The organism is Leifsonia sp. NPDC080035 (genome assembly GCF_040050925.1).
Classification (GTDB): Bacteria; Actinomycetota; Actinomycetes; order Actinomycetales; family Microbacteriaceae; genus Leifsonia.
The window spans coordinates 1,451,458-1,477,707 of sequence record NZ_CP157390.1; the positions used below are offsets into that span (position 1 = coordinate 1,451,458).

A 26,250-nucleotide genomic window follows, 5' to 3' on the forward strand; every position below is an offset into this window, starting at 1 on the left:
TTCTAACCTAACCGCTTGCCTTCGTGCCCATTTGGTAGATTCCGCACAATATCGGCGGCCACTTCAAGGAGTTTGTCCACAGATTCCTGCTCGCCGACGCTGATCCGGATGCCCTCGGGCGGGAATGCACGCACGGTCAGCCCGGCGTCGAAGAACGCGTCGTTCGCCGCCGCCGTCTGCTCCCCGGTGGGCAGCCAGACGAAGTTTCCCTGCGCCGCCGGCACGTTCCAGCCCTGCTCGAGAAGCGCCTCCCGCAGCCGGTCGCGACGCATCGCGATGCGCGCGACGCGCTCCATGAGCTCGTCCTCCGCCTCGATGGAGGCGAGCGCCGCCACCCGGGCGGCATCCGTCACCGAGAGCGGGATCGCGGCGGAGCGGGCGGCGTCCAGCACCGGGGCGGGGCCGACGGCGTATCCGACGCGCAGCGCCGCCAGTCCGTACGCCTTCGAGAACGTGCGGAGCACGACGAGGTTGGGGTAGCGCTCGAGCAGCGGGATGCCGTCGACCGAGGCGTCGTCGGTGACGAACTCGTAGTAGGCCTCGTCAAGCAGCACGAGCAGGTCGGACGGGACCGCCGCCATGAACTCCTCGAACTCGGAGGCCGTGACGATGGTACCCGTCGGGTTGTTGGGAGTGCAGACGATGACGACACGGGTGCGGTCGGTGATCGCGGCGGCCATCGCCGGCAGGTCGTGACGGCCATCCGGACGGTTGGGGATCTGGACGCTCGTCGCACCCGCGACCGTCACGAGACCCGGGTACGCCTCGAAGGAGCGCCACGAGTAGACGACCTCGTCGCCGGCGCCCGCCGCGGCCATGATGAACTGCGCCAGCAGCGAGACGGACCCGCTTCCGAGGTGCACCTGCTCGACGCCGACACCGTGCCGCACCGCCAGACGCTCGCGCAGGTCCCCACCACCGGCGTTGGGGTAGCGGTTGAGGTCGGCGAGCGTCGCCGTCACCGCCTCCACGACGGAGGGCAGCGGCGGGTACGGGTTCTCGTTGCTCGACAGCTTGAAGCCGTCCGCGGGTGCCGGGCGTCCCTGCTTGTAGGCGGGAACCGCCACGATCTCGGGCCGCAGGCGCACGCGCAGCGTGTCTTCGTCAGTCACAGACCCAACTTAGCCGCGCCCGCATTCCCGTGGGGGAATCAGCTTCGGCCGCGGAACCGTACCGTGGTACCTATTCGGAAACGCACAGCCCTGGGAGGATGGCGGCATGCGATTCCTTCTGAGGGTGATCATCAATGCCGTCGCGCTCTGGCTCACGACCCTGATCGTGAGTGGCGTGTCGGTGCATCCGTATGCGGACGACACCACCGCGACCGTGCTGACCTACCTGCTCATCGCTGTGATCTTCGGTGTGGTCAACGCGATCGTGGGCACCGTCATCCGCGTGGTCGCGTTCCCGCTCTATGTCCTCACGCTGGGGCTGATCTCGTTCATCGTGAATGGCCTCCTGCTCCTCATCGTCGCGTGGATCAGCGACGCGATGGGCTTCGGGCTGCACATCGACGGCTTCTGGTGGGGCGTGCTCGGCGCACTGGTACTCGGCATCATCGCGTGGCTGATCGGGCTGGTGCTCCGGCCGCTCTCGCGCAGCTGACCTCGTGAGTGCGGGAGAATAGGGGACGAACCCCCACCGACCGCACGCGAGGAGCCCCATGACCGCCCTGCCTCCCCAGCCGCTGAGCCCACTCGACGGACGCTACCGTCCCGCCGTGATCGGCCTCGGCGACCACCTGTCCGAGGCCGGCCTGAACCGCGCGCGCGTGCAGGTCGAGGTGGAGTGGCTGATCTACCTGACCGGCCACCGGATGTTCGGCTCCAGCCCGCTCTCCGACGAGCAGGTTCGCCAGCTGCGTGCGCTTGTCGACGACTTCGGACAGCCGGAGATCGACCGTCTGGCCGAACTGGAGGCGACCACCAAGCACGACGTGAAGGCTGTCGAGTACCTCGTGCGCGAGCGGCTGCACGCCCTCGGTCTGGACGACATCGCCGAGCTCACGCACTTCGCCGCGACCAGCGAGGACATCAACAACCTCTCCTACGCGCTCACGGTCAGCGCCGCGATCAACGAGGTCTGGCTTCCGAAGTACCGCGCGGTCATCGCGGAGCTCCGCTCGCAGGCACTGCAGTACCGGGACGCGGCCATGCTCGCCCGCACGCACGGACAGCCGGCGACGCCGACGACGATGGGCAAGGAGCTCGCCGTCTTCGTGCACCGCCTCGAGCGCATCCACGCCCAGATCGAGCAGACCGAGTACCTCGGCAAGTTCAGCGGCGCGACCGGGACGTTCGCCGCCCACCTCGTGGCCGAGCCGGATGCCGACTGGCCGGCGATCTCGCAGGAGTTCGTCTCCAGCCTGGGGCTGGACTGGAACCCGCTCACCACGCAGATCGAGTCGCATGACTGGCAGGCCGAGCTGTATGCGCGCATCTCGCACGCCAACCGCGTGCTGCACAATCTCTGCACCGACATCTGGACCTACATCTCGCTGGGCTATTTCCGGCAGACGCCGGAGCCCGGGGCGACCGGGTCGTCGACGATGCCGCACAAGGTGAACCCGATCCGCTTCGAGAACGCGGAGGCGAACCTCGAGCTCTCCAGCGCCATCCTGGACTCCCTCGCCGCGACGCTGGTGACCAGCCGTCTGCAGCGCGACCTCACCGACTCCAGCGCCCAGCGCAACATCGGGGTCGGGCTCGGCCACTCGGTGCTCGCCCTGGACAACATCCAGCGCGGGCTCGGTCAGATCTCGCTCGACCAGGCGGCTCTGGATGCGGACCTCGACGCGAACTGGGAGGTGCTCGCCGAGGCGATCCAGACGGTCATCCGGGCGGAGGTCACCGCCGGCCGCTCCACGATCTCCGACCCGTACGCCCTGCTGAAGGAGCTGACGCGGGGGAAGCGTGTCGACCACGAGGCGCTCACGGCATTCGTGAACGGCCTGGAGATCGGGCAGGCGGCGAAGAACCGCCTGCTCGCGCTCACGCCCGCGGGTTACGTCGGGCTGGCGTCGGAGCTGGTCGACCGCCTCTAGGCGGCAGTCCGGCGGCCGAGCGCTGCGCGGCTCGGCTCAGTGACCGCGCGGGCGGTCGTCCGGGGCGTCGCCCTCGGGACGGACCGGCGGCGCAGCCGTCGCCGGGCCGCCGTCCGCGGCCGCAGCCTTCTTGGCCTCGGCCTCGACGTCCTGCTCGTGGATGTCCTCCACCTCGGACGCGGTCGGCCTGAACGCGAGGGCGAACAGCGCCATCAGCACGAGCGACAGGATGAACGCGATGCCGAGCGCGACGCCGGCGAGGATGAACTCGCGCGTCGCGATGAGGACGATGAGACCGACGAAGACGCCGAGCCCTCCGGAGATCCCGAGCAGTTCGGCGGGCAGGAAGCGGTCGCGGCGGGTGGGTTCGAGACTGGTGGTCACGCTCTGGTCTTTCTTGTCGCGCTTGGTCACGATCCGCTCTCCGCTCGCTCCGCGGCCGCTGCCCCCGCACGGGCGGCCGAGCGCAGGGACGCGGCTCCGATCGCCTGGAAGACCCCGACGACGACGGCCCAGGCGCCGAACAGGCCGATCGCGAGCACGGCGTCGGCGGGCACGAACAGGAGCACGAGCGCCAGCACCGCCGTCAGCGCACCGGTGATCAGCCAGTCGCGCGCCGCCGCATCCCGCGAGCGGTTGCGGACGCCGCTGTAGAGCTCGAGGAAGCCGGTGAGCGCCGCCCACACGGTCACGAGGTAGAGGAACAGCCCGAGCCCGCTGGTCATCAGCGCGAGCGCGAGCACCCCGGCGATGACCCCGATGACGCCCTGGATGACGAACAGGGTCCGCGTGAGCCCGCGCCCTGCGAAGAGCAGGCTGAGGACGCTGACCGCGAGCCCGTCGGCGAGCGCGAACGCGCCGAAGACGATGAGGCCGAACTCGGCGGTGTGCGCGTCCCGGGTGAAGGTGACGACAGCGGCCGCGGCGAGCGCGACGACGGCGCGCACGGCGGGGACGACCCAGTAACGGATCGGTGTCGGAATCCCGGGAGTCTGGGCAGGAACGGCGGGTGCCACTCGGCGACCTCTTTCAGGCAGGTTTCGCGTTCCAGTCTAGTCGCGGGCTTCCTGCACGTTTGCCGCGCGCGGGCTAGGCGCGGGCGGTCTCCACGCCCTTGTCCGAGTGCGCCCAGAGGACGATCGCCGCGAGCGCGCCGACGACGAGGAGGAAGCCGCCGGTCGGCAGGATGCTCCTGGCGATGGCGTGGTGGGCGCAGACGGCGGTGAGGATGCCTGCGGCCGCCCCCGTCGCGGCCACGACGGCGAACGACGCCGAGACGACGCGGGCGACACCGTTCTGGAGCATCCCCCGCACCAGAAGCGCCGCCGCCGTGATCGCCCAGGTCGCCGCGATGGGCACCGCGACGACGACGCCAAGGTCGTCGCGGAGCAGAAGCCCCGGAACGACGTAGACGACGGCCGCGGCGAGCGCGAGGAGCGACCCGACGCCGCAGAACGCGGCGAGCCGCGAGCGCTCGGTCGTCAGCTGCTGGATCGGGGCGGCGAGCGCGGGCCAGGTGAACGCGAAGGCGAACGACACCACCGCGAGCGCGACGGCTCCCGCACTCTGCAGGAGGGGGATCAGGATCGGGTTCACCCCTCCATTACAACCGGGGTCCGGTCGGTGGCGCGTCATTCTCCGGGATGATCCGCGGACGCGGCGCTGGGTGTGCGCGACGCGGCGTCCGGCGCCGCAGCGCGGCGTCCACGGCGACGTCCGCGGCGACGGAAGCGGGAGACGACGCTGGCGGCCACCATCACCGCGAGCGTCGACCCGCAGATCCCGCACGGCATCCGCACTCGCGGCGCCGCCGCCACGGTTGCCTGAGTGAAGGTCGCGGGATCCGCCGCGGGCGTTGCCGTCGCCGGCAGCGGCGACCGCGCGAACTCGGCGGCGTACCGCGCGCGCAAGCGCGGGTCTACCGCCCGCCACCCGGCGCGCGGGCTCAGCCCAGGCCGGCTAGGACGGCATCCACCGCGAACTCCAGCTCTCGCCCGGCGTCCGAGACATCCTGGACCGCAGCCGCGGCGAGGCGCGGATACCGTTCCGCGACGGCCGCCGCGAGCCACGGAGCCGGCTCGGCCCCGCGGAGTCCGTTCTCGAGCGAGGCGTAGGTGCGCACGAGACTGTCGAGCAGGAGCGCGAGCCGGAGCGCGTCGACCTCGGGCCGATCGCCGACGGCGTCGAGCAACGCCTCGATCCAGGCGTAGGCCCGCGGCTGCGTCGGCATCCGCGTCGGGGTGACCTCGCACAGCCACGGATGCCGCGCGTACCGGTCCGCGAGCAGCGCCGTCCACGCCCTGCAGCGCTCGCGCCAGTCCGTGCCCGGGATCGCCGGGGGGTCCCCGATCGCCGCGTCCACCATGAGCTCGACGAGCTCGGCCTTCGAGTCGACGTAGCGGTAGACACCCGTCGTGGTCATCCCGACCCGCTCGGCCACCTTTCCGAGTGAGACGCCGTCGAGGCCGGCCTCGTCCGCGAGCTCGACGGCCGCCGCAGCAACCTGGGCCGGGCTCCATCGGGCCTTCGGGCCGCGGGCGACGGCGACCTCGAGCCCCCACAACTGGCGGAGCGCGCGATCCTCTTGACTGTGCATGACGTTCACTGTAACGTCCCTTTCTGTGAATAGCGTTCACAGAAAGGACTTCTCATGACAACGATCCTGATCACCGGCGCCTCCTCCGGCATCGGCGCACGCGCCGCGGCCCTTCTCGCACAAGGCGGCGCGACCGTCTTCGGTGCCGCCCGCAACGCCCGCGCGATCGACGGCATCCCCGGCGTCACGGCGGTGCCCATCGATCTGACCGACCCGGCCTCGATCCGCCGGGCCGTCGACCTCGCGACCGAGCGGGCCGGACACGTCGACGTCCTCATCAACTGCGCCGGCTACGGCGAGTTCGGCAGCGTCGAGGAGACGACCCTGGTGGATGCGCGGAGGCAGCTGGAGGTGAACGTCGTCGGCGCGGTCGGGCTCATCCAGGCGGTTCTCCCGGGGATGCGCGAGGCCAGGAGCGGGCGGATCGTCAACGTCTCGTCGCTCGCCGGCGAGTTCGCGGCTCCCCTCGGAGGCTGGTACCACGCCTCCAAGTTCGCCCTGGAGGCACTGTCCGACTCGCTGCGCGGCGAGGTGCGCCAGTACGGCATCGATGTCACCGTTGTCCAGCCGAGCTACGTCGCGACCGGCTGGCACGACGACGCGATGGAGCGGCTGGAGAGCGTGTCGGCGCACGGCCCCTACGCGTCCATGGCGGCCGCCATGCGCCGCTACTTCGCGAACCCGGCGCTGGCCAGGCAGTTCACGACGCCCGACGCGGTCGCCGCCCTCGTCGCGAAGGCCGCGTCCACGCGCCGGCCGCGCACGCGGTACCGCATCGGTCCCGGTTCGAACATCGCCGTCGCGCTCGCCACGATCCTGCCCGACCGCGCGTTCGACGCTCTCACCCGCAAGCAGTTCGGCTATGCGTGAGACGTCGCCGCGTACGCCTCGCTACATCGGCGCCATGTCGGCGAAGCGGGAGTACATGCCCTGGAAGGCGACGGTGACCGTCTTGGTCGGGCCGTTACGGTGCTTCGCGACGATGAGGTCGGCCTCGCCCGCGCGGGGGTTGTCCTTCTCGTAGGCGGACTCGCGGTGGAGCAGGATCACGACGTCGGCGTCCTGCTCGATCGATCCGGACTCGCGCAGGTCGCTCAGGGCGGGGAGCTTGTCCGCGCGCTGCTCCGGTCCACGGTTCAGCTGCGACAGCGCGATCACCGGGACCTGGAGCTCCTTCGCGAGCAGCTTCAGTGCACGCGAGAACTCGCTGACCTCCTGCTGACGGCTCTCGACCCGCTTACCGCTGGTCATCAGCTGCAGGTAGTCGATGATGACCATCTTGAGTCCGACGCGCTGCTTGAGCCTGCGGCACTTCGCGCGGATCTCGACGAGCGTCATGTTCGGGCTGTCGTCGATGTAGAGCGGGGCGTCGTTGATGCGGCCGCGTGTTGCCGCGATGGTGGTCCAGTCGCGGTTGTCGACCGTCCCCTTGCGCATGTGCTGAAGCGGGACGGAGGCCTCGGCGGAGAGCAGGCGCATCGCGATCTCGCTGCGCCCCATCTCGAGCGAGAAGAAGATCGTCGGCATGTCGTGCTTGATCGCCGCGGCGCGCGCGAAGTCGAGCGCGAGCGTCGACTTGCCGAGCGCGGGACGCGCGGCGACGATGACCATCTGACCCGGGTGCAGGCCGTTGGTCAGCTCGTCCATCTCGGCGAAACCGGTCGGGACGCCCGTCATCGAGCCGTCCTTGTGCTTCGCCGCCTCGATCTCGTCGATCGCGACGGTGACCGCCTCGGTCAGGGGGACGTAGTCCTCGGCCTCCTGCGCACCGGTGACGGAGTAGATCTCGGCCTGCGCGTTGTTGACCAGGTCCAGGACCTCGCCCTCGGCCTTGTAGCCCATCTGCGTGATGCGGGTGCCCGCCTCGACGAGCCGGCGCAACAGGGCCTTCTCCGCGACGATGTTGGCGTAATAGCCGGCGTTGGCCGCGGTCGGCACCAGGCTGGTCAGCGTGTGGAGGTACTCGGCGCCACCCGCCCTGGACAGCTCGCCCAGCTTGGTCAGCTCGTCGGTCACCGTGATCACGTCGGTCGGCTCGCCGTGCGAGTACAGCGACAGGATCGCGTCGTAGATGATCTCGTGCTTCGGGATGTAGAAGTCCGTGCCGCGCACGACCTCGACGACGTCCGCGACCGCGTCCTTGCTCAGCAGCATGCCGCCCAGGGCGCTCTGCTCGGCAAGCAGGTCGTGGGGGGGAGTCCGCTCGGGGGAGCGGGGCTCGCCCTGCTCGCGGTTGTCAGCGAGACCGATGTGGGCGATCGACACGTTCTCTCTCCTCACTTCTCGCGGTGGATACGTGGTCTTCGCATCCGATGACTCCAGCCTGCTCCGGTCGCACGCGATCGGCCCCCGGGGCACGCCCGGATAGCGCCGAACCGTGTCACGAATCGGACGACCCCGGTCGTACGTCGCGCGGGCGTGATCGCAGGTTACGGACGGCCACCGACAACTCCCGCCGGCCTCCTTGCTCACGGAAACCAGCAGCCGTCCTTTCGACGTCGCTCCACCTTATGAAGCCGCTGCCGACCTCACAACTCGGCCTGTGGATAACTGTGTGGAGAATCTGCGCGAAACGCCGTGACGCTTGTGCACAACCTGGGGGGAAATCTGTGGACAGTCAGAAAACTTTGAAGCGTTTATTACTTGTGACCAGGTGTTTTACTTTCCACACCCTGTGTGTAGAAACTTCCTTGAAGCCTGTGTCGAACCTTGTTCGCCGGGCGTGTCGGACTGTGGATGGAGCCGGGGAAAACTCCCTTAACGCGGTGTAGCGGTGGGCCGGAGCCCACCGCTACACTTGCGCTGTTTCCGCTGCCTACTTGGCGGCGACCACCTGCAGGCTGATGACGGCCGAGAGGTCGTCGTGCAGGCGGACGGTGGCCTCGTGGTCACCGACGACCTTGATCGCGTTGGGGAGCTCGATCTTGCGCTTGTCGAGCTCGCCGATGCCCGCGGCCTTGACCGCGTCGGCGACGTCACCGGTCTTGACCGAGCCGAACAGACGGCCCTCGCGGCCCGCCTTCACGACCAGCTTGACCTTGGTGGCCTCGAGCTTCGCCTTGAGGTCCTGTGCGGCCTCGACGGAGTGCAGCTCGCGCGCGGTGCGCGCGGCCTTGATCTGGTCGACCTGCTTCTCGCCACCGCGCGTCCACGCGATAGCGAAGCCCTGCGGGACGAGGTAGTTACGGGCGTACCCGTTCTTGACCTCGACCACATCGCCGGCAGAACCGAGGCCGGTGACCTCGTGAGTGAGAATGACCTTCGACATCGTGAGTCTCCTTAACGGCCGGAGCCGGCGTAGGGGAGGAGAGCCATCTCGCGTGCGTTCTTGACGGCACGGGCGATGAGGCGCTGCTCCTGGACGGAGACACCGGTGATACGGCGCGCGCGGATCTTTCCGCGCTCGGAGATGAACTTCCGCAGGGTGGCGACGTCCTTGTAGTCAATGACACCGACGCGGACGGACTTCGCCGGTGCGGCGTTCTTCCCGTCCTTGCCCTTGCGGATCGGCTTGCGGCGGTCGCCGCTCGACTTTCCAGCCATGATTTCCTTTGCTTGTCACGCCCACGCCGGCCAGACCGGCGGGGCACATGAGTGTTGGGGACCCGTTAGAACGGGGTCTCGTCGTTGTAGGCGCCCGGGGTGTTCCAGACGTCGGCTCCGGCGGACGGGTCCGCGGGGGCGGATGCGGCCCACGGCTCCTCGACGGCGGGAGCACCGCCACCGAATCCACCCTGTCCGCCCGGTCCACGCGAGGACTGCGTACGGGTCACCTGAGCGGTGGCGTAGCGCAGCGACGGCCCGATCTCGTCGATCTCGAGCTCGACGGAGACGCGCTTCTCGCCTTCCTTCGTCTCGTAGGAGCGCTGCTTGAGCCGGCCCTGGGCGATCACCCGGGAGCCCTTGGTCAGCGACCCGGCCACGTGCTCGGCGAATTCGCGCCACACGCTCGCGCGGAGGAACAGGGCCTCCCCGTCCTTCCACTCGTTCGCCTGACGGTCGAACGTGCGCGGAGTCGACGCGATCGTGAAGTTCGCGACGGCCAGCCCGTTCTGCGTGTAGCGCAGCTCGGGGTCGGCCGTGAGGTTGCCCACCACGGTGATGATGGTGTCGCCGGCCATGGGGCTACGCGCTCGCCTTCTCGGCGGCTGCGGCCTTGCGGGCGGCCTTCTCGTCGGCCAGCTTCGCGGCGGCCGCGACCTGGGCGATGGCCTCTTCGGCACGGAGCACCTTGGTGCGCATGACGGCCTCGCTGAGCTTCAGCTGGCGGTCGAGCTCCTTGGTGGTGTCACCGGTCGCCGTGAGCTGCACGACGGCGTAGATGCCCTCGGACTTCTTGTTGATCTCGTACGCCAGGCGGCGACGGCCCCAGATGTCGACGTTGTCGATCGTTCCACCGTCGTTACGGACGACGTTGAGGAACTTGTCAAGGCTGGGAGCAACGGTGCGCTCATCGATCTCGGGATCGAGGATGACCATCAGCTCGTACTGATGCATGACTAACCCACCTCCTCTGGTCTCGGCGGCTGCAGACGTTCTGCAGCAGGAGGGTTTCACATCACGCGCCTGGGCGTAGTTCTGCCCGGGCAACTTACCTAGCGTAACGGATGCCGACACGCCGCGCCAGCCGAGGCCGTCGTGACGAGGAGAGGGGATGGTGTCTGCGATGCTCATGCGACCAGCGTTCCGCGCGGGGGTCGCCCTCGCGCAGTCGGGCGCCGATCTGTGGAGAAGTCAGCCCGTTGGCCCTTCTGTGGAGGACTGGGACGCCCACCACTCGAGTAGCCGCCGCGTTGCCTCCTCCTCGCCGAGCGGACCCTCATCCAGCCGCAGCTCCAGCAGGAACTTCATCGCCTGCCCCACCTGGCGCCCCGGCCGCAGCCCGAGCGCCGCCATGACCTGCTGGCCGTCGAGGTCCGGACGTACGGCGTCCAGCTCCTCCTGCTCCTTGAGCTCGCGGATGCGCTGCTCCAGGTCGTCGTAGGCGAACCCGAGGCGATCCGCCTTGCGGCGGTTCCGCGTGGTGACGTCGGCGCGGGTGAGCATGTGCAGTCGTTCCAGCTCGTCGCCCGCATCCCGGACGTAGCGACGGACGGCCGAGTCCGTCCAGTTCGCGTCCGTGTAGCCGAAGAAGCGCAGGTGCAGCTCGATCAGCCGCGCGACCGATTCGATGGTCGACTTGTCGAAGCGCAGGGCGGTCAACCTCTTCTTCGCCAGCTTCGCCCCGACGACATCGTGGTGGTAGAAGCTGACGGCGCCGCCGGGCTCGAACCGCCGGGTGGCGGGTTTGCCGATGTCGTGCAGGATGGCGGCCAGCCGCAGCACGAGATCCGGCGCCTCGCCGGGGTGGCGCTCCTTCTCGTATCCGATCGCCTGGTCGAGCACCGTGAGGCTGTGCTGGTAGACGTCCTTGTGGTGGTGGTGCTCATCCACCTCCAGCCGGAGAGCGGGCACCTCGGGGAGCACCATGTCGGCGAGCCCGGTCTCCACCAGCAGCTCGATGCCAGGACGCGGCTCGTCCGTCATGAGCAGCTTGGCGATCTCGTCGCGGATGCGTTCCGCGCTCACGATGGAGATGCGGTCGGCCATCCGGCTCATCGCGGCACGCGTCTCGTCGTCCACCGTGAAACCCAGCTGAGACGTGAACCGTGCGGCGCGCAGCATCCGGAGCGGATCGTCGCCGAACGACACCTCGGGGCTCGAGGGCGTAGTGATGACGCGCGCGAGCAGGTCCTCCACACCGCCGGAGGGGTCCACCAGGCGCACCTCCGGCACGCGCAGGGCGAGGGCGTTCACCGTGAAGTCGCGGCGCAGCAGGTCGCCCTCCAGCGTGTCGCCGAACTCGACTTCGGGTTTGCGGGTTTCGCCGTCGTAGCTGTCGGTGCGATACGTGGTGATCTCGACGGTGTCGTCCCCGAAGCGCGCGCCGATGGTCCCGAACGCGCGCCCGATGTCCCAGACGGCGTCCGCGATGGGCCGGACGACGGCGAGGATGGCGTCCGGACGCGCGTCGGTCGTGAAGTCCAGATCGTGCACGGCACGGCCGAGCAGCGCGTCGCGCACGGGGCCTCCGACGAGCGAGAGCTCGTGGCCTGCCGACTGGAACGCGTCTGCGACGCGGGCGACCGTCGGCGAGTTCGCGAGGGCGCCGAGGCGCTCGAGGGATTCGGCGACGGACTGCATGGTGCCTCAGTTTAGAGGGCGCACCATGAGCCGGCGCCGAAACGGGGATGCGGAGGCAGGGTCCTCTTAACGGGCGCGCTCGTCCGGGTCTCTCAGGGGCCGACCTTTAGAATCGTGGTCATGGAGGCCGTCACGGGATCGCGCGTCGTCGCATGAGCGTACCCGGCCTCACCCTCCGGGGTGCGCGACTCACCTCTGCGCTGGTGAGCGCGGTGCTGGCGACCACGGCCCTCTTCTCCGGCGGTGGCCCGGCGTCCGCCGCGACGGCCGCCGCCCCGGTGGCGTCTGCGCGCTCCGCGGCGGCACCGGGGCTCACGGCGACGGTCACGGCCGACAACGGGGGAGTGGTGTCCGCCGGGCGTCCCCTGCTCGTCTCGGTCACGGTGACCAATCCGACGGACACCGCGTACAGCTCCGGCTCCGCAACCGTCTGGCTGGACCCGGAGCCGCAGTCGTCGCGCACCGGGCTCTCCGCGTGGCTGGTGTCGAAGGATGCCGTCGCCGACAAGAAGACCCTGGGCAGGGTCGCCCTCCCGACGCTCGAGCCGGGGTCCAGCAGCGTCGTCTCGGTCACCGTTCCCGCCGCGGCCCTCCCCTTCTCCTCCCACCCCCAGTCGGCGGTGTTCGGCATCGGCGCGGCCGTCGACGCCGGGGAGTCGGTGGCGGAGGCGCGCAGTTCCGTCGTCTGGTCGACGGGGAAACCGACGTCGCGCTCGGCGGTGGCGGTGGTCATGCCGATCGTCAGTCCCTCCACGTCGAGCGGTCTCATCTCCTCCGACGACCTGGCGACGTACACCGAACCGAACGGCGTGCTCACACGGGATCTCGACGGCCTCGCCGACCACAGCACTGTAACGGTCGGCATCGACCCGATGATCATCGCGTCGATCCGCGTGCTGGGGAACGCAGCACCGCCCACGGCGACCGCCTGGCTCGACCGTCTGGCCTCGCTGCCGAACGACACCTTCGCGCTGCAGTACGGGGATGCCGACGTCGCGGGCCAGATCCAGTCCGGGCTGGCCGCGCCCCTCGGCCCGACGGCGCTCGGCTACGCACTGGACCCGAGGAACTTCACGCCGGCCCCGACCTCCATCGGCGAACCGCCATCCACGACGTCCACCCCGACGGCCACTCCCAGCCCGACGCCGACGGCAGGCGCCGGCCCAGAGCTCCCCACGCTGGAGAAGCTGCTCGCCTGGGACTACTCGCTGAAGGGCGTCGCCTGGCCGGGCGACAAGACCCTGCGGGCCGCCGATCTCGCACCGCTCGCCGCCGCCGGCCTCGGCACCGCCATCGTCTCGGGAAGCAACACCAACGCCGCGAGCCTCGACGGCACGCCGAACGCTGCGCTCCGCTCCGGCGCGAGCACGCTCGCCGTCTCGGACCAGGGCCTCTCGGACGCGCTCCGCGCCGCCGTCTCCGCTCCGAGCGATCTCGCCTGGAACTCGGCGATGTCCACCCTGAACGCGCAGCTCCAACTGGTGAGCGGCGAGGACTCCACGCCGCACCATCTGCTCCTCGCGATGGATCGCTCCTGGCCGTCGAGCGGGACGCAGCTGCAGCGGACGCTGGACTCCCTGTTCACCTCTCCCTGGTCGACCCCCAGCACCTTCCCCACCCTCCTCACGGCGGCGCAGTCGTCCCAGCTGGCGCTCACGGATGCTCCGGAGAGCCAGGCGCGCATCGACGCCATCCGCGGGCTCCTCGACGACGAGAAGGCGCTGGACGGTTTCGCCTCCGTGCTCACGGACCCCTCGACCCTGGTCGGGCGCACCCGGGCGCAGCTGCTGTCTCTGCTCGCCGTGTCCTGGCTGAATCCCCGGGCCGACTGGACGGCAGCGGTGACCAAGAGCCGCGCCGCCACCGACGACACCCTGCACTCGATCAAGATCCTGCCCACGGACAACATCAACCTGGTGAGCGCACAGGGCTCCATCCCCTTCACCGTGAGCAATGAGCTCCCGGACGAAGAGGCGACGATCGTCCTCAGCGCGTCACCGTCCAACGGGCGCCTGGAGATCGACCAGCCGACCACCAAGACCATCCCGAAGGACTCGCGGGTCACCGTCCTGGTGCCCGTCAAGGCTCGCGTCGGCAACGGCCAGGTCATCCTTTCGCTCCAGCTCTACAGCCCCGCCGGCGTCCCGATCGGCTACCCCAGTTACGCGACCGTGGATGTGCACGCCGACTGGGAGGGCATCGGCGCCCTGATCTTCGGCAGCCTCCTGGTCCTGCTGTTCGGCTTCGGGATCGTACGCAACATCCTGCGCCGCCGCTCGCAGCGACGCGGGGAGAAGGCGGATGATGCCGCCAACGCCGAGCCGGGGGATGACAGCGAGCCTGCGGACGACGCCGAGCCGGTGGACGACGCCACGCCTGCCGACGACGCGAAGCCTGCGCCGACCGACGGCCCGGAGGACCGCGCGGATGGCTAGCGTCGGCCGGGCGAGCGCGATGCTCGCGTCCGGCACCCTCGTCTCGCGCCTGCTCGGCTTCGCCAAGGCCTGGCTGCTCGTGCAGGCCATCGGCGCGATCAGCTTCGCGGCGAACGCGTACGGGACGGCGACGATCGTCCCGAACACGGTCTACGCGATCATCGCCCAGGGCATCCTGAACGCGATCCTGGTGCCGCAGATCGTCCGCGCCTCCGTGAACCCGGACGGCGGCCGCGCCTACATCAACAAACTCGTCACGCTCGGCATCGTCGTGTTCGCCGCGGTCGCGGTCGTCGCCACGTTCCTCTCGCCGGTGCTCGTGCGTCTGTACGGCCTGCGCGGCGGGCAGGCGGAGCTCGCCACGTCGTTCGCGTACTGGTCGCTCCCGCAGATCTTCTTCCTCGGCCTCTACACGCTGCTCGGCGAGGTGCTGAACGCCCGCAAGTCGTTCGGCCCGTTCACGTGGGCGCCTGTCGTCAACAACATCGTCGCCATCGTGATGCTCGCCGTGTTCATCGTCAGCTTCGGCGCGTTCGGCAGCGGGAACGCCCACAGCACCTGGACGCCCGGCATGATCGCCCTGCTCGCCGGCGGGGCCACGCTCGGTGTCGCGGTGCAGGCGCTGATCCTGTTCGTCTTCTGGCGGCGCGTCGGCCTGCGGTTCCGCTTCGACTTCGGCTGGCGCGGCGTGAATCTCGGCTCCGCGGGTAGGGCGGCGGGATGGACGTTCGGGATGCTCATCGTCTCCCAGCTCGCCGGGCTCGTCGAGACGAACGTGGCGAACTCGGCCGGCGAGGCGTACGCAGGCTCGTTCGTGATGTCGAACGCCTGGCTGATCTTCATGCTCCCGCACGGCATCATCGCGGTGTCGATCGTCACCGCCTTCTACACCCGGATGGCCGAGCACGCCCATCGCGGCTCGGTCGCGGAGTTCCGCGACGACTTCTCCCGCGCAGCTCGGTCCATCATGTTCCTCATCGTCCTGTCCTCCGTCGTGCTGATCGTGATCGCCTATCCGGTCGCCCGCGTCTTCACGTCCTCCTACCAGGCGATGGGCAACGTCTTGATCGCCTACCTGATCGGCCTCGTGCCGTTCTCGCTGGTGTTCATGGCGCAGCGCGCCTTCTACTCGCTCGGGAACACCCGCACGCCCTTCTTCTTCACCGTCGCTCAGTCGATCGTGATCGTGGTCGGCGTGCTCGCCTGTTTCGCCGTGCCGGCCGACCTCCGCGCTGCGGCGGTCGCGCTGGTCGTCTCGCTGGCGAGCGTCGTGCAGGCGGTGCTCGCGTTCGCGCTGCTGCGCCGGCGCACCGGGGGAGTGGATGGCCGCCGCATCGTGAGCGGACTGTGGCGGTTCCTCGTCGCCGGCCTGGCCGCACTGATCGCCGGCGCCGGCTTCCTCGTCATCCTCGGCGGCGTCGAGCCGGGCTCGTTCCCGGTGAGCGGACCGATCCCCGCCATCGTCGCGTCGCTGGTGGTCGGCGTCGTCATGCTGATCGTCTACGTCGGCTTCCTCGCGATCCTCCGATCCTCCGACCTGGAGGCCGCCGTGGAACCGGTTCTGAACCGCCTTCCTGCGCGTTCCTCGACGCACAGGTGACACGGAATAGCATCCGCCTAGGATGTGTTCTACAGGTCGGCAGCTCCGCGACGGGGCGGCCACTCGATCACAAGGAGTTCCGCTGTGCGGCAGATCATCATCATCGGTTCCGGCCCAGCCGGTTACACCGCGGCCATCTACGCGGCTCGCGCCAACCTCAAGCCGCTGCTGATCGCCTCCTCCGTCGAGGCCGGCGGTGAACTGATGAACACCACGGATGTCGAGAACTTCCCCGGCTTCCCGGACGGCGTCATGGGTCCGGACCTGATGTTCAAGATGCAGGCCCAGGCCGAGAAGTTCGGCACCGAGATCGTCCTGGACGACGTCGTGTCCGTCGAGTTGACCGGTGACGTCAAGACCGTCACTCTCGGCTCCGGCGCGGTGCACCAGGCACTGTCCGTGATCTTCGCGACGGGTTCGGCGTACCGCAAGCTCGGGCTCGAGGACGAGGAGCGGTTGTCCGGCCACGGCGTCTCCTGGTGCGCCACCTGCGACGGCTTCTTCTTCCGCGAGCGCACCATCGCGGTCGTCGGCGGCGGCGACTCGGCGATGGAGGAAGCCACCTTCCTGACCCGCTTCGCGGACAAGGTCTACGTCATCCACCGTCGCGACAGCCTCCGCGCCTCCAAGATCATGCAGGAGCGCGCCTTCGCCAACGAGAAGATCGAGTTCGTCTGGAACTCCGAGGTCGTCGGCATCAACGGCGACGAGCAGGTGAAGAGCGTCACTCTCCGCAACCTGGAGAGCGGTGAGCAGAGCGAGCTGGAGATCCAGGGCCTGTTCATCGCGATCGGAAACGACCCGCGCGTCCACCTCGTCCACGGTCAGCTCGACCTGACGTCGGACGGCACCATCGCGGTCGCCGGACGCAGCTCGAAGACCAAGGTCGCGGGCGTGTTCGCTGCGGGAGACGTCATCGACCCCAGCTACCGCCAGGCGGTCACCGCCGCGGCGTCGGGAACGGTCGCCGCTCTCGACGCGGAGCACTACCTGACCACCCTCCCCAAGGACCTGCTGGACGCCGCCTCCGACGGCGCATCCGGCGACCTCGAACTCACGACCACCGCATAAGGAGAATCAAGAAAATGTCAGCAGCACGTTCGGTCACGGACGCCAGCTTCGAGCAGGACGTCATCAACAGCGACAAGACCGTCCTGGTCGACTTCTGGGCGGAGTGGTGCGGCCCGTGTCGCGCCGTCGGCCCCATCCTCGACCAGATCGCCGCGGAGCACGCGGACAAGATCGAGATCGTGAAGCTCAACGTGGACGAGAACCCGCAGACCGCCGCGAAGTACCAGATCACCTCCATCCCCGCGATGAAGGTGTACCAGGGTGGCGAGGTCGTCAAGACCGTCATCGGCGCCAAGCCGAAGCCCGCCCTCGAAGCCGACCTGGCCGCCTACCTGGCGTAGCGCGACCGTCTTCTTCAGACCCGTCCGGCGCTCACCCGCCGGGCGGGTCTTTTTCGTACACGGACGTCCCCGATTTCGGCGGGGATGCACCACCCCCATAGCATTGCTGAACGACGTGAGGAATGGATCGATCCGTGACTGAACAGGGCAGCCCGCGGCAGCAGGGCAACAATCTGGACCCGTGGTATCACCACTACGCGCAGCGCACGAGCGGCCTGGCCGCCAGTGAGGTCCGAGCCCTGTTCGCCGTCGCCAGCCGCCCCGAGGTGGTCTCGCTGGCCGGCGGCATGCCGTACGTCGCGGCGCTCCCGGAGGATCTCGTCGTCGGCGCGATGGACCGCGTCATGCGCGAGCAGGGACCGGTCGCCCTCCAGTACGGTTCCGGCCAGGGCGTCCCCGCCCTCCGCGAGCAGATCCTCGACGTCATGGCGCTCGAGGGCATCAGCGGGAGCGCCGACGACGTCGTGGTGACTACCGGCTCGCAGCACGCACTCGAGCTCTTCAGCAAGCTGTTCATCGATCCGGGGGATGTCGTCCTGGCCGAGGGCCCGAGCTACGTCACGGCGATGGTGATCTTCCGTTCGTACCAGGCGGAGGTGGACCACGTGCCGATGGACGAGCACGGGCTCATCCCGGAGGCGCTGCGCGAGCACATCGCCCGCCTGAAGTCAGCCGGCCGCCGGGTCAAGTTCCTCTACACCGTGCCGACCTTCCACAACCCGGCCGGGGTCACGCTCTCGTGGGAGCGCCGGCTCGAGATCCTCGAGATCGCGCGCGAGAACGACATCCTGGTGCTCGAGGACAACCCCTACGGCCTGCTCTACTTCGGCGAGAGGCCGCCGGAGGCGATGCGGTCCGTCGAGCGCGACGGCGTCGTGTACCTCGGCACGTTCTCGAAGACTCTCGCGCCCGGCTTCCGCGTCGGCTGGGCGCTCGCACCCCACGCCATCCGCGAGAAGCTCATCCTCGCCAACGAGGCGGCCGTCCTCAGCCCGAGCTCGTTCAGCCAGCTGGTGATCTCCGAGTACCTGCGGGACGCCGACTGGCGCGGCCAGATCGACACCTTCCGGGGCGTGTACCGTGAGCGCAAGGAGGCGATGATCTCGGCGCTGGAGGAGCACCTGCCCGACCTCACCTGGACCAACCCGAACGGCGGGTTCTACGTCTGGCTCACGTTGCCGCCGCATCTCGACTCGAAGGCCATGCTGCCGCGCGCGGTGACCGAGCTTGTGGCCTACACACCCGGCACGGCCTTCTACGGGGACGGTTCGGGCGCGCAGAACATCCGGCTCTCGTTCTGCTATCCGACCCCGGAGAACATCAGGGTCGGGATCCGCCGCCTCGCCACCGTGATCAACGGCGAGCAGGATCTGCTCGACACCTTCGCCGGAACGGGCCCGCTCACCGCGTCGCGCCCGTCAAGGACCTCCCCGAACCCTCCGACAGACCTCCGCTGAGAAAGAGCTGATCATGGCCGAAAAAGAGGCACTCGACATCGTCGTACTCGCCGGTGGGATCTCCCACGAGAGGGACGTTTCGCTGCGCAGCGGTCGCCGCGTGGCCGACGGACTCGCGTCGCTCGGCCATCACGTGACGGTACGCGAACCCGATGGTTCTCTGCTGGCGTTCGTCGCCGAGAGCCGGCCGGATGTCATCTGGCCCGCGCTGCACGGGGCGAGCGGGGAGGACGGTGCTCTGCGCGGACTGCTCGAGCTCTCCGGCGTTCCGTTCGTCGGGTCGCTGATGGACGCCTCGCGTCTGGCCTGGTCGAAGCCAACGGCGAAGGCGATCGTCGCCCGCGCAGGCATCGCGACGCCCGCCTCCATCACCCTGCCCAAGGAGACGTTCCGTGAGCTCGGCGCCAACAGCGTGCTCGCTACCGTTCTCGACGGACTCGGCCTGCCGCTGGTCGTGAAGCCCGCCAAGGGCGGCTCTGCGCAGGGCGTGACCATCCTCGACTCGGCGGAAGAACTGCCGCGGGCCATGGTTGACGCGTACACCTACGGCGAGGTCGCCCTGATCGAACGGAAGGTCGCGGGTGTCGAGGTGTCGATCGCCGTGATCGACACCGGTGACGGGCCCGAGGCGCTTCCCGCGGTGGAGATCGAGCCGATCGCGGGGGAGTACACCTTCGATGCCCGCTACAATGCGGGCGAGACGCGCTTCTACGTTCCAGCGCGGCTCGAGCCGGACGTGGCCGCCGCGGCCGCCGAGGCGGCGACGACCGCCCACACGGCGCTGGGCCTGCGGCATCTCTCGCGGATCGACCTGATCGTGGACGCCGACGGGACACCCTGGTTCCTCGAGGCGAACGTGCTTCCGGGACTGACGGAGACGTCGATCATGCCCCAGGCGATCGCGGCGTCCGGCAGGGACCTCGGCGCCGTCTACGCCGCGCTGGCGACGGCGGCTATCGCGGGCTGAGGCGACCGGAGTTTCACGTGAAACGTTCGGCTCAGCTGTAGCTGGGCTGGCCGATCTCTTCGAGGATCCGGTTCAGGTCCTGGATCGTCGCGAAATCCACGACGATCTGGCCTTTCCGTGCGCCCAGGGTGATCTTCACGCGGGTGTTGAGGCGGTCGCCGAGCTTCTCCGCGACCTCGTCGAGGTGTCCACGGTGCTTCCCCGCGGTCGCCTTGGTTCGGGCCGGCTTCGGCTCCTTGCTCGCCACCGCCTCCGCAGCGCGGACGGAAAGGTCCTCGTTGACGATCTTGTCGGCGAGGCGCACCATGGCGTCCTCATCGTCGCCCACGGAGAGGATCGCGCGCGCGTGACCTGCGCTCAACACGCCAGCCGCGACGCGGGTCTGCACGGGCGCCGGCAGCTTCAGGAGGCGAATCGTGTTGGTGATCTGGGGGCGCGACCGGCCGATGCGTGTCGCCAGCTCCTCCTGGGTGATGCCGAAGTCGGCGAGGAGCTGTTGGTACGCCGAGGCTTCCTCGAGTGGGTTCAGCTGAGAGCGGTGCAGGTTCTCCAGGAGCGCGTCCCGCAGCATGTCCTCGTCGGCGGTGTCCTTGATCACCGCGGGGATGCTCGCCAGACCGAGCTCCTTGGTCGCACGAAGGCGACGCTCGCCCATGATGAGCTCGTACTTGTCGGGCTGACCAGCCAGTGGCCGAACGACGACCGGCTGCAGCACCCCGACCTCACGGATGCTGGCGACGAGCTCGTCGAGCGCCTCCCGATCGAACTCGGTGCGCGGCTGCACGGCGTTGGGAACGATGTCGAGAGGGGAGAGGCTCGCGAGACGTGCACCGGGTACGGCGACGAGCTCGTCGGCGGGTGCCGGCGAGGACGACGGGAAGAACACGTCGACGGGACGGGCCGACTGGTCCGTCGTCGGGATCAGGGCACCGATGCCGCGACCCAATCCAGTGCGCTTGGCTGCCATTACCGGGGTGCTCCTCTTCTTGCGAGTTCGGCCGCCGCCTCCAGGTAGGAGAGCGAGCCGGACGAGTTGGCATCGTAGCTGATGACGCTCTGGCCGTAGCTCGGCGCCTCGGAGATGCGGACCGAGCGGGGGATGATCGTGTCGAGCACCTCGTTCGGGAAGTGCGCTCGCACGTCCTCCGCGACCTGGTGTGCCAGATTCGTGCGGATGTCGTACATCGTCAGCAGGATGGTCGACACGCGCAGCTTGGGATTGAGGTGGCGCTCGATGAGCTGGATGTTCTTCAGCAGCTGGCTGAGGCCCTCGAGCGCGTAGTACTCGCACTGGATCGGGATGAGCACCTCGGTCGCCGCCACGAAGGCGTTGATGGTGAGCAGACCCAGCGACGGCGGGCAGTCGATCAGGACATAGTCGATGTCGTACTCATCGAGGAACCTGTTGAGCGCGCGCGAGAGACGCTGTTCGCGAGCCACCATGGAAACCAGCTCGATCTCCGCGCCGGCGAGGTCGATCGTCGCGGGGATCACGAACAGGCCGTCGAACTCCGGGCTCTTCTGGATGACCTCGTCGAGTTCCTTGTCGTTCACGATCACGTCGTAGACGCTCGGAGTACCCTCGCGGTGCTCCACGCTGAGCGCGGTGGACGCGTTTCCCTGGGGATCGAGATCGATGACCAGCACACGTGCGCCCGACTTCGCGAGCGCGGCGGACAGGTTCACCACCGTCGTGGTCTTTCCCACCCCGCCCTTCTGGTTCGAGATGGTGAAGACGCGCGTCCGGGCGGGCAGGGGGAGTGTCTCCGAGGCGATCGCCTTCCGTCGGCGAGCGAGATCCTGGATCTCCCGCGCCAACGGAGTGGACGTGTCGAAGGCGGTCGTGCCCGCCTCCTCGGGGACATCCTGATCCGGTTGTTTCACGTGAAACCTCGTCGCTCGATCTGGTACACGGCAGAGCCGCTATCGGGAATCGGCACACATGAAGCGCACCACGTGACAACTCTATCTTGCGCATCCGACGACAGTCTGACGATCGCCGCGATGAGAGGATTTGTCCGGGAAATGGCTGTGGGAGGACCGGGGGAGCGCGCGCACCCTGAATCCCAGGCAACGCAGCCAAGTACATGTTTCACGTGAAACGAGCTGGGCGACAGGCCGTCATCGACATGGTCGTATTGGATGGAGTCGACGTGCGCTGCGCGCAGAGCCAGGGGCGTCATCTCATGGCTGGCAGCTACTGACGCGCGGAACAGGCCACCATCGCGCCCTCCTTCACACGGAGTGGCCACCATCATTGCGCCCTCCTTCACATGGGAGTGGCCACCATCATCGCGCCATCATCGCGCAGCTATTCGCACGGAACCGACCACCATCGCCATCATCGCGCAGTCACTCGCACGGAACCGACCACCATCGCGCAGCATCGCGCGCGATTGGATAGCCGGGTGGAGCCTCGGCACCCTGCCGGGCCACCAGCTACGCCGGTATCCATCGCGGAACACCCCGCCCGGTTTGTTTCACGTGAAACGTCAGCCGCAACCCAGTGGCCCGCGCCCACGCGTGGCGCACCGTGCCGCAACGCCGCGGGGACGGGGGCGCCGCATCACACCGTGTCGCGCCGCAGCGCAGCGGAGACGGGCCGCGCCGCATCACACCGCACCGCGCCGCACCGCAGCGGAGACAGGCCGCAGCGCCCCTTGCGCAATGCGACAGGACTGCCCAACGGCGCACGCTGTGCGATCGATGCGCGTACGGTCAGCGACGCTGCGCATCCCGCAGCGGCCATCGCGTTTCACGTGAAACCTGCGCCAGGGAGCGAAGTCTCGCCTAGTCGGGGAGCAACATTCACTTGGGCACGTCGCGTCATGTCACAACGCGCACCATTCCCGCGCCGCGTACCAACGGCCCGGAGTGCTCGCCGCACGAATTACACGCCGCAGCTCGTCAGCGCAGGAATGCATGGCAGCATCTGCATCCGGTTCCAGGTGCAACCGACATCACCCGGCGGCGCACTCAGGGGCGCCATGCGTCACACCGTCAACTCACGGATGGGCAGGGTCTCGAGGCCGCGCACGCGAAGAGTGCGAAGCACCGATGGCGGCGCCGACACAACCGCCGCGACCAGCGCCGGTTCGCGGATCGTCATCGGTACGCGCGTGGATGGCGGTTGACCCGCGAAGCGGCCTTCGAAGGAGGGGTCGGCGGCGCCCGCAAGCGAACCAGGGTCTAGGGACGAAGGTCTCACTCCCAGGCTTGAAAGCCCGCTGTCTTATGGTGCACGCCACGCGCGTGCCTTCGGATGGTGCGCATCCGAACCGACGGGGACGCCGGAGGTGACGGGATCGCTGGGGGTACTGCGACGGGCGGTCGTGCTCGGCGCGAACGTTCCGGTTCGATCCACCGCACGAACGAACAATCACCGGCAGATCGCAACGACGCCGCACACGCGCCCCAAAACTCCGCATACCGCGCGTGGTCCCCTGCAAAGGAGTCGGATCACGGCCGGTTCCGGGCCGATTTTCGCCGGTCCGCTTCATGAATCCGGCCCGGAGAATGGCTCTGACACACGCGAAGCGCGTGCTTCGCGTGTGTCAGAGGCGTTCTGCGCGTCTGACACACGCGAAGCGCGTGCTTCGCGTGTGTCAGAGGCGTTCTGCGCGTCGTCTGTCAGCGCACGGTCGCGCGGATCACGCGTGTGACGTCGTCGAGAACACCCTCACCCAGCACCAGAACCTCGGGATCGCGAAGCTTGAACTTCCGGATCTCCTTGCCGGCCGCCTCGATCTCCGCAGCGGCACCCGCACCCTTCATCAGGACGAGCTCGCCGCCGTCCCGGACCAGGGGAGCGGTCAACGGGATCAGCTTCCGGAACGCGCTCACCGCGCGCGCCGTCACCTGGTCGAGGGGCTGATCCAGCTTCACCTCTTCGGCCCGGGCCCGGACCACGGCGACGTTGTCCAGGGCGAGCTCATCGGTCTGCTCGGTGAGCCAGGCGACTCGTCGCTCCATCGGTTCGATCAGGACGAAATGGACATCGGGTCGAGCGATCGCGAGCACCAGGCCCGGTAGGCCCGCACCGCTTCCGACGTCGCCGACGCGTCCGGGTCGGAGCAGTGGCGCAACAATGGCGCAGTTGAGAATGTGGCGAGACCAGAGTCGCGGGAGCTCGAGCGGTCCGATCAGACCGCGCTCCTCACCCTGCTCGGCGAGATTCGCTGCGAACACGCGAGCGACCTCAAGGCGATCGCCGAACAATGCGGCCGCCGCCTGAGGCTCGGCCTCAACTGCCTCCGTCACGGTTTCACGTGAAACTAGGCGGCGGTGATGACGGTGTAGCGGTCACGTCCCTCGCCGTGCGAAGTCGAGACATAGCCACGCTCGGACACGATGTCGTGCACGAGCTTGCGCTCGTAGGAGGACATCGGAGGCAGCGAGGCCTGAGCCGCGCCCTCATCCAGCTTCGCGATCGCGCGGTCGACCAGCTGAGCCAGTTCGGCCTGTCGAGCGTCGCGCGAGCCGGCGATATCGAGGATGAGCCGCGAGAACTGGCCGGTCTTATTCTGCACGGCCAGCCGCGTGAGCTCCTGAAGGGCGGCAACCGTCTCCGGCTTGGAGAGCACCTGCAGGTTTGCGCCGTCCTCGGCGTTCACCGAGATGTAGGCACGACCATTGCGGGTGTCGATGTCGATGTCACCGTCGATGTCGGCAATGTCCAGCAGTTCCTCGATGTAGTCGGCGGCGATGTCTCCCTCGCGGTCGAGATCCGCGACGGTCGGCTGCACCTCATCGGCGGCGGGGGAGTGGTCGACGGCGTCCGCCTCTGCGGCGCCGGCCTCGGTCTGCACGTCGGTCATGGCGATCCCTACTTCTTTCCGGCCTGCTTCTTCGCGCGGTTCTTGCTCACCGGCTGCGAACGCTGGGTGGTGGTCTTCTGCTGCGGCGTCGACTCCTCGACGGTCAGGACGACCGAACCGTCCGCCTGCACGAGCTTGCCCTTGCGGGCGAGACGCGCCTCGCGCGCCTTGGCCGCATCCGAACCGGGCGTCGGCATGTTCCGGATCACGAGGAACTGCTGGCCCATGGTCCACAGGTTCGAGGTCAGCCAGTAGAACATCACGCCGAGCGGGAAGGCGAAGCCGGAGAACAGGAAGACGAAGGGGAGCAGGTAGAGCAGGATGCGCTGCTGCTTGAACTGCGGGCTCGCCTTGGTCTCCGGCGACATGTTCTTGGAGACGATCTGCAGCTGCGTGAGGAACTGCGAGCCCGTCATCAGGACGACCATCACGGCCGCGATCACCATCACCGCCACCTGCGGCGGGTTGGCGTTCATCGCGCCCTGGAAGCTCTGGTGAAGCGGAGCGACGCCGAAGAGCGTGGCGTTTCCGAACTGCTTTGCAAGCTCGGCGTTCAGCGGGCCGACACCGGCGTGGCCGCCCTGCGCACCGTTCAGCACCTGGAACAGCGAGAAGAACACGGGCATCTGCAGCAGCAGCGGGAGGCACGAGCTCAGAGGGTTGGTACCCGTCTTCTTGTAGAGCTCCATCGTCTCGCGCGACATCGCCTCGCGGGAGAACTGGTCCTTCTTGCCCTTGTACTTGTCCTGGATCTTCTTCAGCTGCGGAGCGATCTCGAGCATCCGCCGCTGATTCTTGATCTGCCGGACGAAGATCGGGATGAGCGCGGCACGGACGACGACGGTCAGACCGACGATCGCGAGAACCCAGGTGATGCCCGCCGCGGGGTCCAGACCGATCGCACTGAACAGCCAGTGGAAGGCGACGAGGATGAGTTCCACCACCCATTTGATGGGCCAGAGGATCGTACCGATGATGTCCATGTCTGGTTGTTAAGCCTTTCCGTGGCTTGTCGCGACGACGAATCCGAACGGAGTGACCCGGTACCGGCGCTTCTTCTTGAGGGGGACGTCATCGACCCCGCCCGCTGCCCACGGGTGGCAACGGAGGATGCGGCGCACACCGAGAACACTCCCGACCGCGACGCCGTGCTCCTGGATCGCCTGGAGCGCATACGCGGAACACGAGGGGTAATAGCGGCACACGTCCCCGTAGAGAGGGGAGATCACAGCCCGGTACGCCCGGAGCACGAGGACGGCGACGTTCCGTGGCACGAGGAGCACTGCTGCGATCGCGGTGTTCATGGACGGACGTTAGCCTTCGCTGGTGACGCTGTGACGGTTGCTCGCTGACCGGTCGGCTGGCGGCTGAGGATGCGGGCGGCGCCACGCGAGACCTCTTCGTGAAGGGTAGCCCAGGTCGCTTGAGCGGACGCTGGTAATGCCCTGATCACGATGTCCATCCCGGCTCCGTCGCGCGAGGCCTCCATCAGCTGAGGGAGCACCTCGTAGGCGGCGGCCTTGAGCCGACGACGGACGAGGTTGCGGCGAACCGCGTTGCCGACGGCCTTGCTCACGATGAAGCCGAAGCGCACCGCGTCGGTGTCACGATTCGAGCGGACGTACGAAACGGTGCTCGCTCCCGTGAAGCGAGCACCGCGTCGCACAGTCGCCCGATAGTCGGACCCGTGCGTGATGCGATTGACCTTCGCGAGCACCCGCCGCGCCCCCCGACCGAGAG

The 26,250-nt window shown here is 68.5% G+C and carries 27 protein-coding genes; 9 read left to right on the forward strand and 18 right to left on the reverse strand.

Going from position 1 to position 26,250, the window contains the following annotated elements:
• Positions 1 to 2: 2 nt before the first annotated feature.
• On the reverse strand, positions 3 to 1,112 hold the full coding sequence (locus AAME72_RS07090; protein ID WP_348789536.1) for a pyridoxal phosphate-dependent aminotransferase: 1,110 nt from the start codon (positions 1,110 to 1,112) through the stop codon (positions 3 to 5).
• Positions 1,113 to 1,218: 106 nt separating this feature from the next.
• On the opposite strand from AAME72_RS07090, the gene AAME72_RS07095 reads away from it, so the two are divergent.
• Both AAME72_RS07095 and purB read left to right on the forward strand, forming a co-directional pair.
• A complete protein-coding gene (locus AAME72_RS07095; protein WP_348789537.1) occupies positions 1,219 to 1,605 on the forward strand; it encodes a phage holin family protein in 387 nt (128 codons plus the stop codon).
• Positions 1,606 to 1,663: 58 nt separating this feature from the next.
• On the forward strand, positions 1,664 to 3,043 hold the full coding sequence (gene purB / locus AAME72_RS07100; RefSeq protein ID WP_348789538.1) for an adenylosuccinate lyase: 1,380 nt from the start codon (positions 1,664 to 1,666) through the stop codon (positions 3,041 to 3,043).
• 36 nt (positions 3,044 to 3,079) lie between these two features.
• Here purB and AAME72_RS07105 read toward each other — a convergent pair whose 3' ends face one another.
• The 4 genes from AAME72_RS07105 to AAME72_RS07120 form a co-directional block, all read right to left on the reverse strand.
• Positions 3,080 to 3,427 (reverse strand): hypothetical protein, encoded by a 348-nt coding sequence (locus AAME72_RS07105; protein WP_348789539.1) that lies wholly within the window; start codon positions 3,425 to 3,427, stop codon positions 3,080 to 3,082.
• 26 nt (positions 3,428 to 3,453) lie between these two features.
• Positions 3,454 to 4,059 carry a DUF308 domain-containing protein gene (locus AAME72_RS07110; RefSeq protein WP_348789540.1) on the reverse strand — a complete coding sequence of 202 codons (606 nt, stop codon included), beginning with the start codon at positions 4,057 to 4,059 and terminating at the stop codon, positions 3,454 to 3,456.
• Positions 4,060 to 4,132: 73 nt separating this feature from the next.
• The gene (locus tag AAME72_RS07115) at positions 4,133 to 4,639 is read right to left on the reverse strand and encodes a hypothetical protein (protein WP_348789541.1); all 507 of its coding nucleotides are present in this window, start codon (positions 4,637 to 4,639) and stop codon (positions 4,133 to 4,135) included.
• Positions 4,640 to 4,988: 349 nt separating this feature from the next.
• Complete coding sequence (locus AAME72_RS07120; protein ID WP_348789542.1) at positions 4,989 to 5,639, reverse strand: helix-turn-helix domain-containing protein; 651 nt, start codon at positions 5,637 to 5,639, stop codon at positions 4,989 to 4,991.
• A gap of 54 nt (positions 5,640 to 5,693) precedes the next feature.
• Here AAME72_RS07120 and AAME72_RS07125 point away from each other — a divergent pair, with 54 nt between their 5' ends.
• Entirely contained in the window at positions 5,694 to 6,509 is an 816-nt protein-coding gene (locus AAME72_RS07125; protein ID WP_348789543.1) for an SDR family NAD(P)-dependent oxidoreductase, read from the forward strand.
• 21 nt (positions 6,510 to 6,530) lie between these two features.
• Here the strand turns inward: AAME72_RS07125 and dnaB are convergent, their stop codons facing one another.
• The 6 genes from dnaB to AAME72_RS07155 form a co-directional block, all read right to left on the reverse strand.
• Positions 6,531 to 7,904 carry a replicative DNA helicase gene (gene dnaB, locus AAME72_RS07130; protein WP_348789544.1) on the reverse strand — a complete coding sequence of 458 codons (1,374 nt, stop codon included), beginning with the start codon at positions 7,902 to 7,904 and terminating at the stop codon, positions 6,531 to 6,533.
• A 550-nt stretch (positions 7,905 to 8,454) separates the two neighbouring features.
• Positions 8,455 to 8,907 carry a 50S ribosomal protein L9 gene (gene rplI / locus AAME72_RS07135; RefSeq protein WP_348789545.1) on the reverse strand — a complete coding sequence of 151 codons (453 nt, stop codon included), beginning with the start codon at positions 8,905 to 8,907 and terminating at the stop codon, positions 8,455 to 8,457.
• Between the two features lie 11 nt (positions 8,908 to 8,918).
• Positions 8,919 to 9,182, reverse strand: a complete 264-nt coding sequence (gene rpsR, locus AAME72_RS07140; protein ID WP_018189012.1) for a 30S ribosomal protein S18 — start codon at positions 9,180 to 9,182, stop codon at positions 8,919 to 8,921.
• Positions 9,183 to 9,247: 65 nt separating this feature from the next.
• Positions 9,248 to 9,760, reverse strand: a complete 513-nt coding sequence (locus AAME72_RS07145) for a single-stranded DNA-binding protein (RefSeq protein ID WP_348789546.1) — start codon at positions 9,758 to 9,760, stop codon at positions 9,248 to 9,250.
• A gap of 4 nt (positions 9,761 to 9,764) precedes the next feature.
• Positions 9,765 to 10,136 (reverse strand): 30S ribosomal protein S6, encoded by a 372-nt coding sequence (rpsF, locus tag AAME72_RS07150; RefSeq protein ID WP_314146148.1) that lies wholly within the window; start codon positions 10,134 to 10,136, stop codon positions 9,765 to 9,767.
• Positions 10,137 to 10,373: 237 nt separating this feature from the next.
• On the reverse strand, positions 10,374 to 11,822 hold the full coding sequence (locus AAME72_RS07155; RefSeq protein WP_348789547.1) for a CCA tRNA nucleotidyltransferase: 1,449 nt from the start codon (positions 11,820 to 11,822) through the stop codon (positions 10,374 to 10,376).
• Between the two features lie 152 nt (positions 11,823 to 11,974).
• Between AAME72_RS07155 and AAME72_RS07160 the strand changes: the two genes are divergently transcribed.
• From AAME72_RS07160 to AAME72_RS07185, 6 genes are all read left to right on the forward strand, one after another.
• Entirely contained in the window at positions 11,975 to 14,257 is a 2,283-nt protein-coding gene (locus tag AAME72_RS07160; protein WP_348789548.1) for a DUF6049 family protein, read from the forward strand.
• Positions 14,250 to 15,857 carry a murein biosynthesis integral membrane protein MurJ gene (gene murJ / locus AAME72_RS07165; RefSeq protein WP_348789549.1) on the forward strand — a complete coding sequence of 536 codons (1,608 nt, stop codon included), beginning with the start codon at positions 14,250 to 14,252 and terminating at the stop codon, positions 15,855 to 15,857. The genes AAME72_RS07160 and murJ overlap by 8 nt, the downstream gene beginning before the upstream one ends.
• An 84-nt stretch (positions 15,858 to 15,941) precedes the next feature.
• Entirely contained in the window at positions 15,942 to 16,928 is a 987-nt protein-coding gene (trxB, locus tag AAME72_RS07170) for a thioredoxin-disulfide reductase (RefSeq protein ID WP_348789550.1), read from the forward strand.
• A gap of 14 nt (positions 16,929 to 16,942) precedes the next feature.
• Positions 16,943 to 17,269 (forward strand): thioredoxin, encoded by a 327-nt coding sequence (gene trxA, locus AAME72_RS07175; RefSeq protein WP_348789551.1) that lies wholly within the window; start codon positions 16,943 to 16,945, stop codon positions 17,267 to 17,269.
• Between the two features lie 134 nt (positions 17,270 to 17,403).
• Complete coding sequence (locus AAME72_RS07180; RefSeq protein WP_348789552.1) at positions 17,404 to 18,726, forward strand: PLP-dependent aminotransferase family protein; 1,323 nt, start codon at positions 17,404 to 17,406, stop codon at positions 18,724 to 18,726.
• Between the two features lie 13 nt (positions 18,727 to 18,739).
• Entirely contained in the window at positions 18,740 to 19,693 is a 954-nt protein-coding gene (locus tag AAME72_RS07185; protein WP_348789553.1) for a D-alanine--D-alanine ligase, read from the forward strand.
• 31 nt (positions 19,694 to 19,724) lie between these two features.
• On the opposite strand, the gene AAME72_RS07190 is transcribed toward AAME72_RS07185, so the two are convergent.
• The 7 genes from AAME72_RS07190 to rnpA form a co-directional block, all read right to left on the reverse strand.
• Positions 19,725 to 20,660 (reverse strand): ParB/RepB/Spo0J family partition protein, encoded by a 936-nt coding sequence (locus tag AAME72_RS07190; protein ID WP_348789554.1) that lies wholly within the window; start codon positions 20,658 to 20,660, stop codon positions 19,725 to 19,727.
• Entirely contained in the window at positions 20,660 to 21,577 is a 918-nt protein-coding gene (locus AAME72_RS07195; protein ID WP_348789555.1) for an AAA family ATPase, read from the reverse strand. Before AAME72_RS07195 ends, AAME72_RS07190 begins: the two co-directional genes overlap by 1 nt.
• A 1,746-nt stretch (positions 21,578 to 23,323) precedes the next feature.
• Entirely contained in the window at positions 23,324 to 23,953 is a 630-nt protein-coding gene (rsmG, locus tag AAME72_RS07200) for a 16S rRNA (guanine(527)-N(7))-methyltransferase RsmG (protein WP_348789556.1), read from the reverse strand.
• A 14-nt stretch (positions 23,954 to 23,967) separates the two neighbouring features.
• A complete protein-coding gene (locus AAME72_RS07205; RefSeq protein ID WP_348789557.1) occupies positions 23,968 to 24,510 on the reverse strand; it encodes a R3H domain-containing nucleic acid-binding protein in 543 nt (180 codons plus the stop codon).
• An 8-nt stretch (positions 24,511 to 24,518) separates the two neighbouring features.
• Positions 24,519 to 25,493 carry a membrane protein insertase YidC gene (gene yidC / locus AAME72_RS07210; RefSeq protein WP_348789558.1) on the reverse strand — a complete coding sequence of 325 codons (975 nt, stop codon included), beginning with the start codon at positions 25,491 to 25,493 and terminating at the stop codon, positions 24,519 to 24,521.
• A gap of 9 nt (positions 25,494 to 25,502) precedes the next feature.
• Positions 25,503 to 25,814 carry a membrane protein insertion efficiency factor YidD gene (gene yidD / locus AAME72_RS07215; RefSeq protein ID WP_348789559.1) on the reverse strand — a complete coding sequence of 104 codons (312 nt, stop codon included), beginning with the start codon at positions 25,812 to 25,814 and terminating at the stop codon, positions 25,503 to 25,505.
• Positions 25,811 to 26,227 carry a ribonuclease P protein component gene (gene rnpA, locus AAME72_RS07220; protein WP_348789560.1) on the reverse strand — a complete coding sequence of 139 codons (417 nt, stop codon included), beginning with the start codon at positions 26,225 to 26,227 and terminating at the stop codon, positions 25,811 to 25,813. The genes yidD and rnpA overlap by 4 nt, the downstream gene beginning before the upstream one ends.
• Positions 26,228 to 26,250 lie beyond the last annotated feature (23 nt).